General features: G+C 72.9%; 8 protein-coding genes and 1 tRNA gene. 7 read left to right on the top strand and 2 right to left on the bottom strand.

Annotation, left to right across the window (positions count from 1 at the left end):
• The first annotated feature begins 121 nt into the window (after nucleotides 1-121).
• Genes Gocc_RS11720 through nth form a run of 3 tightly spaced genes read left to right on the top strand, consistent with a single transcriptional unit; the run spans nucleotide 122 to nucleotide 7,219 of the window.
• A complete protein-coding gene (locus tag Gocc_RS11720; RefSeq protein WP_114796757.1) occupies nucleotides 122-3,019 on the top strand; it encodes a PD-(D/E)XK nuclease family protein in 2,898 nt (965 codons plus the stop codon).
• A complete protein-coding gene (locus Gocc_RS11715) occupies nucleotides 3,016-6,468 on the top strand; it encodes a UvrD-helicase domain-containing protein (RefSeq protein WP_181813625.1) in 3,453 nt (1,150 codons plus the stop codon). Before Gocc_RS11720 ends, Gocc_RS11715 begins: the two co-directional genes overlap by 4 nt.
• Before the next feature lie 4 nt (nucleotides 6,469-6,472).
• Entirely contained in the window at nucleotides 6,473-7,219 is a 747-nt protein-coding gene (gene nth / locus Gocc_RS11710; protein WP_114796755.1) for an endonuclease III, read from the top strand.
• On the opposite strand, the gene trxB is transcribed toward nth, so the two are convergent.
• Together trxB and Gocc_RS11700 are read right to left on the bottom strand one after the other, a co-directional pair.
• A complete protein-coding gene (trxB, locus tag Gocc_RS11705) occupies nucleotides 7,185-8,132 on the bottom strand; it encodes a thioredoxin-disulfide reductase (RefSeq protein WP_114796754.1) in 948 nt (315 codons plus the stop codon). The genes nth and trxB overlap by 35 nt on opposite strands.
• A gap of 101 nt (nucleotides 8,133-8,233) precedes the next feature.
• Nucleotides 8,234-9,469: a DNA recombination protein RmuC gene (locus Gocc_RS11700; protein WP_114796753.1), complete on the bottom strand. Its 1,236-nt coding sequence runs from the start codon at nucleotides 9,467-9,469 to the stop codon at nucleotides 8,234-8,236.
• A gap of 81 nt (nucleotides 9,470-9,550) precedes the next feature.
• On the opposite strand from Gocc_RS11700, the gene Gocc_RS11695 reads away from it, so the two are divergent.
• From Gocc_RS11695 to Gocc_RS11680, 4 genes are all read left to right on the top strand, one after another.
• Entirely contained in the window at nucleotides 9,551-10,225 is a 675-nt protein-coding gene (locus Gocc_RS11695) for a DUF3105 domain-containing protein (RefSeq protein WP_114796752.1), read from the top strand.
• A gap of 18 nt (nucleotides 10,226-10,243) precedes the next feature.
• Nucleotides 10,244-10,328 (top strand) — tRNA-Leu (locus Gocc_RS11690).
• A gap of 202 nt (nucleotides 10,329-10,530) precedes the next feature.
• A complete protein-coding gene (locus tag Gocc_RS11685; RefSeq protein WP_114796751.1) occupies nucleotides 10,531-11,817 on the top strand; it encodes a Glu/Leu/Phe/Val family dehydrogenase in 1,287 nt (428 codons plus the stop codon).
• Nucleotides 11,818-11,819: 2 nt separating this feature from the next.
• Nucleotides 11,820-12,236: a CBS domain-containing protein gene (locus tag Gocc_RS11680; protein WP_114796750.1), complete on the top strand. Its 417-nt coding sequence runs from the start codon at nucleotides 11,820-11,822 to the stop codon at nucleotides 12,234-12,236.
• Nucleotide 12,237 lies beyond the last annotated feature (1 nt).

Raw genomic sequence — 12,237 nt, 5'->3', positions numbered from 1 at the left:
GCGGGCGCAGGCAGGCCCCTTCCGCGCCCGTACCGCGAGGTTGCCCCTGTTTGCCGCTCTTTGCGGTTTCCCGGCTGCCCGTAAGAAGGAGACCGTCGAAGGCCCGGACTACGATGGGCGGATGGGTCTCTCGCTCGTCGTCGGGCCGGCGCACGCCGGCAAGGTCGCGCTGCTGCTCGAGCGCTTTCTCGGCGCGCTCGAGCACGATCCGTGGCTGATCGTGCCGAACCGGTCGGACGTCGACCGCGTCGAGCGCGAGCTCGTGGCGTCTCGCGGGGCGCTGCTCGCCGGCACGGTGGCGACGTTCGACACGCTGTTCGAGTCGATCGCCCGCGGCGGCGGCGACGAGGGCCGTCGCCTGATCGGCGAGGTGGAGCGGGCGCTCGTCGTGCGGCGTGTCGTCGCGCGCGCCGAGCTCGGCCGCCTCGGCGGATCGGCGCGGTTCGCAGGCTTCGCCGACGCGCTCGCGGCCACGCTCACCGAGCTCGAGTCGAGCCTCGTCGATCCCGCCGACCTCGATCCCGACCTCGCCGCGCTCGCCCGCGCCTACCGCGCGGAGCTCGACCGCCTCGGTGCCTGGGACCGCGGCATGCTCCGCAGCCGTGCGCTCGAGCGGCTGACGGGCGAGCTCGCGGCATGGGACGGCGCGCCCGTGCTCGCGCACGGCTTCGAGGATCTGACCGGCGCCGAGTGGCGCCTGCTCGAGGCGCTCGCAGCGCGAGGGGAGGTGCACGTCTCGCTTCCGTACGAGCCGGGACGCCCTGCCTTCGCCTCGCTCGCACGGACGGCTGCCGACCTCGCGCGGCTCGCCGGCGACGACATCGTCGAGCTGCCGCCGCGCTCGCACGCCTTCCTGCCGCCGGCGCTCGCGCATGTCGAGCGGCATCTGTTCTGCGACGACGCTCCGACGGCCCCGATCGACAGCTCGATCCGCTTTCTCGAGGGAGCCGGGCGCAGGGCGACGCTCGAGCTCGTCGCCGAGGAGATCCTCGGGCTCGTCGCCGGCGGCACCGCCCCCGAGGAGATCGCAGTCGTCTGCCCGTCGCTCGACCGTATCCGCGCCTCCGTCGAGACCGCGTTCGGGGCGCTCGGGGTGCCGTATGCGATCGAGGGCCGCACGCGCCTCGGCTCGACCCCGTTCGGGCAGGCGCTGCTGCTGCTGCTCCGGTTCGTCTGGGTCGGCGGCGGCCGCCGCGAGCTCTACGGCTACCTCCGCTCGCCGTACTCGGGCCTGCCGCGAGCGGACGTCGACTGGCTCGAGGGTCGTCTGCGCGGTCGTGCGGTGACGGGCGCGGAGCGGACGATCGAAGAGACGGTGAAGCTCCGCAACGGCCGGCCGCTGCCGCCGCTCGACCTGCTCGGTCGTGGCGACCCGCCGCTTGCGACCGCTCGTGCGCTCGCCGACCACATGCTGCGCAATGCCTACGGGCTGGGAGCGCCGCCTCTCACGGCGGCCGCGTGCCGCGATCTGCGCGCGCACGACGCCGTCGCGCGCGCCGCCGGCGAGCTCGAGCGACTGCACGCCGACGGCGCCCGTGTCGAGCGCGAGGACGTGCTCGCCGCGCTGGAGCGGGCGACGGTGCGTGGCGACGGCGCGGGCGAGGCCGGGCGCGTTGCCGTGCTCGACCTCGAGCGCGCGCGCACGCGCCGCTTCGAGGCGGTGTTCGTCGTCGGGCTCGAGCAGGGGTCGCTGCCCCGGCGGGCAGCCCCGTCTCCCTTCCTCGACGACGACGCCCGCCGCGCCCTCGACGAGCAGGGCGCCCGTCTCGAGCGGCCCGATCACGCAAGCCGCGACCGCTACCTGTTCGCCACGGCCTGCAACCGGCCGACACGAAAGCTCATCCTCGTGCGCGAGGCGGCGAGCGACGAGGGCACGGCGCGCGAGCCGAGCCCCTTCTGGGAGGCCGTGCGGTCGCTGTTCGACGCCGACGACGTACGCAGGCAGACGACGCGCCGCCCGCTCTCCCACCTCACGTGGACGTTCGAGGACGCGCCGACCGAGCGCGAGCGGCTGCGGTCGCTCGCAGCCCTGGCCGCCGTCGACGCGCGCGCGGCCGAGGCGCTCGCGCTCGCCAACGGCTGGGGACGGAAGCTCGCCCGGGCGCGGCGTGCGTTCTCACGGCCGACGGGGATCCGGCACCCGCGGGCGCTGGCGCTGCTCGGCAGCCGCGACACGTTCCGGGTGACGGATCTCGAGCGCATGGCCGGCTGCTCCTCCGCCTGGTTCGTCGAGCGCTACCTGCGCCCCGGCGACATCGACCAGGAGATCGACGCGCGCATGCGCGGCTCGATCGCCCACGTGGCGCTGCAGCGCTTCTACACGCAGCTGCCGAGCGCGCTCCCGGGTGCCGAGCGCGTCACGCCCGAGAACGTCGAGGAGGCGGTGGTGCTGATGCGCAGCTGCGTCGAGAGCGCGATCGACTCGGGCCTGCGCATCGACGTCGGCGACCTGCAGCGGCGGGAGTTGACGCAGAGCCTGCACCGTGATCTCGAACAGCTCGTGCGCGGCGAGGCGACGGCGCAGTCGCCGTTCGTGCCACGCCGGCTCGAGGTGTCGTTCCAGGGGTACGAGCTCGCCCCCGGCGTCGCCGTGAGCGGGAAGATCGACCGCGTCGACGTCGATCCGCTGAGCGCGCGCGGCATCGTCGTCGACTACAAGTCGGGCGCGGCGCCGACGGCGACGCAGATCCACGACGAGGCGCGCCTGCAGATCCCCCTCTACATGCTCGTGCTGCGCGATCAGCTCGGCCTCGAGCCGATGGGAGGCGTCTACATGCCCGTCGGCGGCGGCAGGCGGGCTCGCGGCATGCTGCGTGCGGCCGACGACCAGGTGCCGGGCTTCGTCGCGGGCGACTATCTCGAGCCCGAGGCGTTCGACGCCGAGGTCGAGCACGCGCGCGCCACGGCGGTCGCCCTCGCCGAGCGGATCCGCGCCGGAGACGTCCGGCACGATCCGCGCGGCGGCGAGTGCCCTCCATGGTGCGACCTGTGGCGCATGTGCCGGAAGGAGCGCCCGTGAGCCGCACCCCCAACCCGCAGCAGCAGGCGGCGATCGACGCCCGCGGCAGCGTCTTCGTCTCCGCCGGCGCGGGGACGGGCAAGACGACCGTGCTCGTCGAGCGCTTCGCGCGCTCCGTCGCCGTCGACGGCCTCGACGTCGACTCGCTCCTCGTCATCACCTACACCGACCGTGCCGCGGGGGAGCTGCGCGCGCGCATCCGCGCGCGCATGATCGAGCTCGGCCGGCCGCAGCTCGCACGCGAGCTCGACGGCGCCTGGATCTCCACGATCCACGGCTTCTGTCGCCGGCTCCTGTCGGCCTACCCGCTCGCGGCGGGTATCGACCCGCGCTTCCGCGTGCTCGACGAGGCCCAGGCGCGCGTCCTCCAGGGCGAGGCGTTCGGCGCCGCCCTCGACGCGTTCTGCGCCGCGGACGAGCATGACCGCTGGCAGCTCCTCGCGACCTACCGCGCCGACGGCCTGCGCGCGATGCTCGTCGGCGTGTACGACACGCTGCGCTCGGCAGGCCGGGAGCTCGTCCTCGAGCCGGGTGCGCAGGAGAGCCTCCCCGATCGCCTCGCCGAGCTCGAGGACGCCGCGCGCCGCCTCGCGGCGGACGAGAGCGCCACGGACCTGCAGCGTGCCGCCGCCCGCGGCGCCCTCGACCTGCTCGCGACGACGACGCTGCCCGAGCGGCTGCTCGAGCTCGACGACTACGCGGCGCGGGGCGCGCGGGCCGCGACCTACAACGACGCCCGCACCGCCGTCCGCGCCGCGGCGCTCGAGATGCTGGCCTCGCGCGACCGCGAGCTGCTGCAGGAGCTGCTCGCAGGCTTCGCCGACGCCTACGCCGCGGCGAAGGACCGCGAGTCCGCGCTCGACTTCGAGGATCTGCAGCTGCGCGCGCGCGATCTGCTGCGCGAGCACGCGACGATCCGCGAAGCGGAGCAGCTGCGCTTCCGCTCGATCATGGTCGACGAGTTCCAGGACACGAACCGCCTGCAGACGGACATCATCGACCTCCTCTCGCGCTCGCCCGCGGCGACGCCTCCCGCCGGCGCCGCGCTCACGGCGGAGCCCCGGGAGCGCGAGAGCGGCGACCTCCCGCTCGAGAAGGAGATCTTCTTCGTCGGTGACGAGTTCCAGTCGATCTACGGCTTCCGGCACGCCGACGTGGCGGTGTTCCGCGAGCGCCGCGAGGCGGCGCCGCAGGTGCTGCCGCTGACGCTCAACTACCGCTCGCGGCCCGAGCTGCTGGCTGCCGTGAACGAGCTCTTCGCCGCCGAGTTCGGCGGCGGCTTCCAGCCGCTCGAAGCGGCGGGCGGACACGGCGAGCCCGCGTTCGGGACGCCGGTGGAGCTGCTCGTCACCGACAAGCGCGCGTTCTCCGGCACCGGGGTGCACTGGCGGCGGGCCGAGGCGCTCCAGGTCGCGCGCCGGGTGCGCGAGCTCGTCGACGCCGGCGTCGCGACGCCGGGCGAGATCGTGCTGCTGTTCGCGGCCGGCACCGACGCCGAGTGGTTCGAGGAGGAGCTGCGAGCCGTCGACCTGCCCACCTACCGGATGACCGGCCGCCGCTACTTCGGCCAGCAGCAGGTCGTCGATCTGCTCTCGTACCTGCGCCTGCTGCACAACCGCTACGACGACGAGGCGCTGCTGACCGTGCTCGCGTCGCCGTTCGTCGGCGTCTCCAACGACGCGCTGGTGCTGATCCGCGCCGACGCGGAGCGGCGGCCGATCTTCAAGGGGATCGAGCGCGGCCTGCCGCCGGATCTCGCCGACGACGACCGCCGGCTCGTGCGCGCGTTCCTGCAACGCTACGACCGGCTCGTGGAGGCGTCGGCGCGGCTCTCGCTCGAGCTTCTCTGCGAGCGCATCCTCGTCGAGCACGACTACGACCTCGCCGTGCTCGCCCGCCGCGACGGCCGCCGGCGCTACGCCAACCTGCGCAAGCTCGCCCGCCTCGCCCGCTCCTACGAAGAGCTGCGCGGTCCCGACATCGAGGGCTTCGTCCGCTTCGTCGCCGAGCAGGAGGCCGCGGGCGCGCGCGAGCTCGACGCCGTCTCGGAGGAGGAAGGCGCCGACGCGGTGCGCCTGCTCACGATCCACGCGGCCAAGGGGCTCGAGTTCAAGGTCGTGGTGGTGGCGGACGCCGGCCGCGAGCGGGCACGCGTCGACGAGATCCTCTGCCTCTCCGACGGCCGCTTCGGCTTCAAGGTCGCCCATCCGGCCACCGGCTCGCGTGTCGGCACGACCTCCTACCAGGACGTCAAGGAGACCCGCGAGCGGGAGGACGAGGCGGAGCGGCTGCGCCTCTACTACGTGGCGATGACGCGGGCGATGGAGCGCCTCGTCGTCTCCGGCTCCGTCGATCTCGAGAGCGAGCGGCCGGAGCGCACGCCGATCGCCTGGGTGCTCGAGCGGCTTGCGCTGCGGGACGAGCTCCGCGGCGGCGGAGACGGGCCCGTCGAGGTCGAGCGCGGCCGCGCGCGGGTCGTGGTGCGCCCGAACCGGTACGTGTCCGAGCCGCCTGCCGTGGCGGCCGGGGAGGGGACGAGCGAGGATGCCGAGGAGGGCCAGCTGCTCCTCTTCGAGGGGGCGGGCGAGGAGCTGCCCTCGCCCGCGCCGCGCCTGCGCGAGCCCGTCGAGATCCCCGCGGCGCCAATCCAGCGCGTGAACCGTCTCTCCTACAGCGCGATCTCGCTCTTCGATCGCTGCTCCTACCGCTTCTACGCCGAGCGGATCGCAGGGATGCAGCCGGCGGCCTGGGAGCGGGCAGGGAAGGGGGGAGGAGGCCTGCACGCGACGGAGCTCGGCGACGCCGTGCACCGGCTGCTCGAGCGCGTCGATCTCGCCGCGCCGCGCGCGCCCGCGCCGGGCGAGCTGGAGGAGACCGTGCGCGCCTGGTATCCCGCCGTGACCGGCGAGGAGGCGTCCCGCATCGCCGCGCTGGTGGATGCGTACTGCGGCTCGGCCCTCGCGCAGCGGATCGCGTCGCTGGCCGGCGCGCGCCCCGAGCGCCCGTTCGCGTTCGAGCTCGACGGCGTGCTCGTGAACGGTCGCCTCGACGTGCTCTGGCAGGCGGACGAGCAGGCGCTCGTGCTCGACTACAAGACGAACCCGCTGCTCGGGCGCGAGCCCGCGGACATCGTCGACGAGGAGTACCGCACGCAGCGGAACGTCTACGCGCTCGCCTGCCTGCGGGCCGGCGCGCGCGAGGCGGAGATCGTGTACCAGTTCCTCGAGGCCCCCGAGCGCGTCGTCACGTCGACCTTCACCGGCTCCGACCTGCCGCAGCTCGAGGCCGAGCTGTCCGCCTCGATCGCGCGGATACGCGCAGGCGACTTCCGGCCGACGCCGAGCCCCCTCGCATGCTCCGGCTGCCCCGCGCTCGACGTCGTCTGCGCGGGACCCCGTCTCGGGGACGGTCCGGCCGCGCCGGCGCCCGCGCTCGCGCGGGCGGAGTAGGGCGGTGGCGCGGAGCTACGTCGAGGAGGCGCGACGCCGCGGCCTCGGGAGGCGCCGGGAGCGGCTCGCTCCCATCGTCGCGCGCCTCGCGGAGGCACACGGCGACGCCGAGATCGCGCTGCGCTTCTCCGGCGACCTCGAGCTGCTGGTCGCGGTGATGCTGTCCGCACAGACGACCGACGTCAACGTCAACCGTGTCACCGAGCGGCTGTTCCGGAAGTACCGCAGCCCGCAGGACTACCTCGCCGTGCCGCAGGAGGAGCTCGAGCAGGACTTGTTCCAGACCGGCTTCTACCGGCAGAAGGCGAAGTCGATTCGTGGCGCCATGCGCGTGCTGCTCGAGGAGTTCGACGGCCGCGTGCCGCGCACGATCCCCGAGCTGCTGCGTCTGCCCGGCGTCGCCCGCAAGACGGCGAACGTCGTCGCGGCCGAGCTCGGCCACGCGCAGGGGATCGTCGTCGACACGCACGTCCGCCGCATCTCGCAGCGGCTCGGGCTCACCCGCAGCGACGACCCGGTCAAGATCGAGCGCGACCTCGCGAAGATCGTGCCCAGGGCCGAGTGGGCGCGCTTTCCCCATCTCCTGATCTGGCACGGCCGGCGTGTCTGCGACGCGCGCGCGCCGCGCTGCGAGGTGTGTGTGCTCGCCGACCTGTGCCCGGCGTGCCGCGTGCCCGCCCCGGCCGCCGGTGCGCGGGGCGGGCACGCTGGCGAGGCTAGGCGGTCAGCGAGGCGTGGTGCTGCTCGCTGAGGAACCGCTCCGCGTCGAGCGCCGCGGCGCAGCCGCTCCCCGCCGCGGTGACGGCCTGGCGGTAGACGTGGTCCTGCACGTCGCCGGCGGCGAAGACGCCCGGGATGTTCGTCTCGGTCGTCTTGCCCTTCGTGACCAGGTAGCCGGTTTCCGGCTCGTGATCGAGCTGTGTCAGGAACAGCGACGTGTTGGGATCGTGGCCGATCGCGACGAAGAAGCCGTCCGTGTCGAGCTCGCTCGTCTCGCCGCTGACCGTGTCGCGCAGGCGCACGCCGGTGACTTTCGTGTCGCCGAGCACCTCGTCGACGGTCTTGTTGAGCACGAGCTCGATCTTCTCGTTCGCCTTCGCGCGGTCGACCATGATCGGGGAGGCGCGGAACTCCTCGCGCCGGTGCACGAGGTAGACCTTGCTCGCGAAGCGCGAGATGAACAGCGCTTCCTCGAGGGCGGAGTCGCCGCCGCCGATCACCGTCACGACCCGGTCGCGGAAGAACGAGGCGTCGCAGGTGGCGCAGTACGAGACACCGCGACCCTGCAGCCGCAGCTCCGACTCGAGCCCGAGCTGCCGGGCCGACGCACCGGTCGCCACGATCACGCTGTCGGCGGCGTACTCGTCGTCGCCGACCCACACGCGGAAGGGCCGCTGCGAGAAGTCGACCTTCGTGACGTCGTCGGTGAGGTACTCGGCCCCGAAGCGCTCCGCCTGGCGGCGGAAGTCCTGCATCATCGCCGGCCCCATGACGCCGTCGGGGTAGCCGGGGTAGTTCTCCACGTCCGAGGTGATCATCAGCTGGCCACCCCAGTTGAAGCCCTCGATCACGAGCGGCTCCAGGTTCGCGCGCGCCGCGTACAGCGCCGCGGTGTACCCGGCGGGCCCGCCTCCGATGATGATCACGTTCCGTACGTCGCTCACGTCGTCCTCAGCTCCTCTGTTCCTGTTCGATGCGCGTTGGCTCCGGTCCTACGGTAGACAACGAGCGCCGAGGGGCGGATGTTCCCCCGCTCGGGCAGGGCTCAGGCGGCCGTGGCGTCGCCGGGAAGCACCTCGAGGGGCGGCTGGCCCTCGTCGCGTGCCACCTCGGGCGCGGCCAGCGCGACCGTCGTCGACGCGACGGGGTCGAGCACGTCGATGGCCTTGTCGGACACCACGTGCCTCTCGAGCTCCCTGGCGGTGACCAGCACGCGCGACTCGAGCGAGGAGACGGTCTTGTTGTAGGCGCCGACGGCCCGGTCGAGGCTGGCGCCGACGCTTGCGAAGTGTCCGCCCATGACGCTGAGGCGCTCGTACAGGCGGCGTCCGAGCTCGTGCACCGTGCGGGCGTCCTCGGCCACCTTCTCCTGCTGCCAGCCATACGCGATCGCCTGCAGCAGCACGATCAGCGTCGTGGGCGACGCGATGTGCACGCGGTTGCGCACTCCGATCTCGACGAGCTCCTTGTCGTGCTCCCATGCCGCCCTGAAGAACCCCTCGTCGGGCAGGAACATGATCACGTAGTCGGGGCTGTCGGCGAACTGCTGCCAGTACTGCTTGGCCGACAGCTTCTGCACGTGGTCGCGCACCTGCCGCGCATGGTTCGCCAGATGGCCGTCCCGCACGGCGTCGTCGCTCGCCTCGCATGCCTCGAGGTATGCGGCGAGCGGCACCTTGGCGTCCACGATCACCTGCTTGCCGCCGGGCAGGTGCACGATCAGGTCGGGCCGCAGGCGGCCGTCGTCGGAGGCGGCCGTCACCTGTTCGGAGAAGTCGCAGTACGGCAGCATGCCCGCGAGCTCGACGACGCGCTTGAGCTGGATCTCGCCCCAGCGCCCTCGCACGTGGGGCGACCGCAGCGCCGTTGCGAGCGTCGCGGTGCGCCGGCTCAGATCGGTGAGCTGCTGCGTGATCTTCCCGTACGACTCGGCGCGTTCCGACTCGAGCTGCTGCACCTGTGTGTTGACGCGCGCCAGCGACTCCTTGAGCGGGGTGACGGCGCCCTCGAGCTTCGCTCCCGCCATCTCGACGAGTGCGGCGTTCGTCTGCTGGTACGCCTCCGCCGAGACGGCCCTGATCGCCTCGCGCAGGCGGTCGTCGACGGCTCGTTCGCTTGCGTCGAGCCGTGCCTGCGCGGCGGCCAGGTCGCGCTCGAGAGCGAGCACGGTGCGCGTCGCCTCGTCGGCGGCTCTGCCTCGCTCGGCGCTCGCGCTGCGCAGGAGGAGCCACGCGCCTGCGGCGCCGAGCACGAGCCCGATTACCAGAGTCACGATAGCCATGCGGGCGACGAATGCTAGACACGCCCCCGGACGGCTCCCGGCGGACACGTCGAGTGCAAGATCTGGGCTAGCATTCCGCCGATGCCGCCGTCTCCGCGATCGCACGGCCCGAAGAAGAAGGCGCCCGTCCGGCTCTCGTCGCCCGGCGGCAGGAAGGGCGTGTCCCGGACGGCGCTGTTCGGCGCGGCGGGCCTCGCGGCGGGCGTGCTGGTGCTCGTTCTCGGCTTCCTGCTGCTCGGCGGCGACAGCGCGAAGGCGGACGCGCCCAGGCTGCTCGAGGCGGCCGGATGCACCGTGCAGACGGTGAAGGCGCTCCCCGGCGACCACTCGGTCACGACCGCCTCCGGAACCTCGCCGAGATGGAACACGTCGCCGCCGACGAGCGGCCCGCACTACCAGGTGCCCGCGATCTGGGGCGCGTACACCGAGCCGCTGCTCCCCGCGCAGGTCGTGCACAACCTCGAGCACGGCGGCGTCTTCATCGAGTACGGCAAGGACGTGCCGCAGGCGACCGTCGACCAGCTGAAGGGCTTCTACGACGCGCACCAGAACGGCACGCTGCTGGCGCCGCTGCCGAGCCTGGGCTCGAAGATCGCGCTCGGGGTGTGGACGACGTCGTCGTCGCAGGACAGCGGCACCGGTCGCCTCGCCACGTGCACGGCGTTCGACGAGAAGGCGTACTCGGCCTTCTTCGACGCCTACCAGTTCCACGGCCCCGAGCGCTTCCCGGCCGACGCGCTCACGCCCGGCTCGTAGACTCTGCCTGCAGCACCCGCCGGGGTGGCGAAACCGGTCATACGCGGCCGCCTTAAAAGCGGCTGTCCTTCGGGACGTCTGGGTTCGAGTCCCAGCCCCGGCACCGTGTCGGTCACGCAGATTCGAGATCTCCGACGGGGATCTCGAATCGCGCCGCCGTGCTGCGGGATCCACGATGCGCCGGCGCGGATCCCGGGTCGCGACGGTGCCCGATGGGCGGCCTGCACGCGGGCCCTCGCGATCGCTCCGCTCCAGGCTCGCGCGGACGGTCGTCCCGCACCGGCGCGCTGTACACTGCGCGCGCCATGGCGAGCACACGCGAAGCGGAGCTGCACGCACCTCTCGAGTGGGACACGCCGCTCTACCGGACCGCGGTCGCGCAGTTCGACCAGGCGGTGCCGCATGCCGGTATCCATCCCGACATCGCCGAGCGCCTGCGCTACCCCGAGCGCGCCTTCATCGTCAGCTGTCCGGTGCGGTTGGACGACGGCCGGCGTGTCGTCTTCCCCGGCTACCGCGTTCAGCACTCGAGCGTGCTCGGGCCGACGAAGGGCGGGGTGCGCTACGACGCCGAGGTCAGCCTCGGGGAGTGCGCCGCCCTCGCGGTCTGGATGACGTGGAAGTGCGCCCTGCTGCGGCTCCCCTACGGCGGCGCCAAGGGCGGTGTGCGCTGCAATCCGCGGGCGATGTCCCAGGCCGAGCTCGAGCGCGTCACGCGCCGCTACACCTCGGAGCTGCTGCCGATCATCGGCCCGCAGGAGGACATCCCCGCGCCCGACATGGCCACGAACGAGCAGACGATGGCCTGGATGATGGACACGTACTCGATGCAGCGAGGGTTCGCGGTGCCCGAGGTCGTGACGGGCAAGCCGATCTCGATCGGCGGCTCCGTGTTCCGTCACGAGGCGACCGGCGCCGGCGTCGTGATGACGATCGCGCGTGCCTGCGAGCGACTCGACTGGAAGCTGTCCGAGCAGCGCTGCGTCGTGCAGGGATTCGGCAACGTCGGCGGGATCGCCGCCCAGGAGCTCGTCGACCGCGGCGCCACCGTGATCGCCGTCTCCGACGTCTCCGGCGGTGTCTACGACCCGGCAGGGCTCGATATCCCGTCGATGAGCGCGTACGCAAAGGAACACGGCTCGCTCGAGGGCTGGGCGACCGGCTCGCGGGTCTCGAACGAGGAGCTGCTCGAGCTCGAGTGCGACATCCTCGTGCTCGCCGCCCGCGAGGATCAGGTGACCTCGGCGAACGCGCACCTTCTGCAGTGCAAGTTGATCGCCGAGGGCGCCAACGGCCCCACCTCGCTCGAGGCCGACGCGATCCTGCGCGAGCGCGGCATCCCGATCCTGCCCGACATCCTGACGAACGCAGGCGGCGTCACCGTCTCGTACTTCGAGTGGGTGCAGGACCTCGGACGCCTGTTCTGGGGGCGAGACGAGATCCGGGCCAAGCTGGCCGAGAAGATGAACGACGCCTTCGACCGCGTGTGGGAGATCTCGCACGAGCGCGACATCCCGATGCGCACGGCCGCGCTCGTGACGGGGATCCGCGACGTCGGCGCCGCCCTCGAGGCGCGCGGGCTCTACCCGTGACGGTGGATCGCGTCCGGGACGCGATGATCTCCGACCCGCGGGCGCTGCCGGAGAGCGCGTCCGCGCAGGAGGCGGGGCGTGTGCTGACGCCGCCGGAGGTGCGCGCCGTGTACGTGGTGGACGCCGCCGGCGCGCTCACGGGCGTGCTCACGCGCAAGACGCTCGTCGCGAAGGTGGTCGCCGCCGGGCTCGATCCGCGACTGACGACGATCGGCGGCCTGGCCGAGCAGCCGTACTACACGATCGAGGCCGAGACCCCGCTCGATACCGCGTTCCGCTTCCTCGAAGAGCACGACGCCGAGCGCGTGCCCGTCGTCGAGGGAGGCCGTCTCGTGGGCGTCCTCTCTCGAAGCGTGTTGCAGCGGCGACTCGCCGAGGACGAAGAGCCCGCCGGCGACCCGGACTCCGCTCCCGTCTGAC

It is taken from the genome of Gaiella occulta (assembly GCF_003351045.1).
Taxonomy (GTDB): Bacteria; Actinomycetota; Thermoleophilia; order Gaiellales; family Gaiellaceae; genus Gaiella; species Gaiella occulta.
The sequence above is the reverse complement of the archived record's forward strand: the minus strand, read 5'-3'. Positions and strand labels throughout refer to the sequence as shown.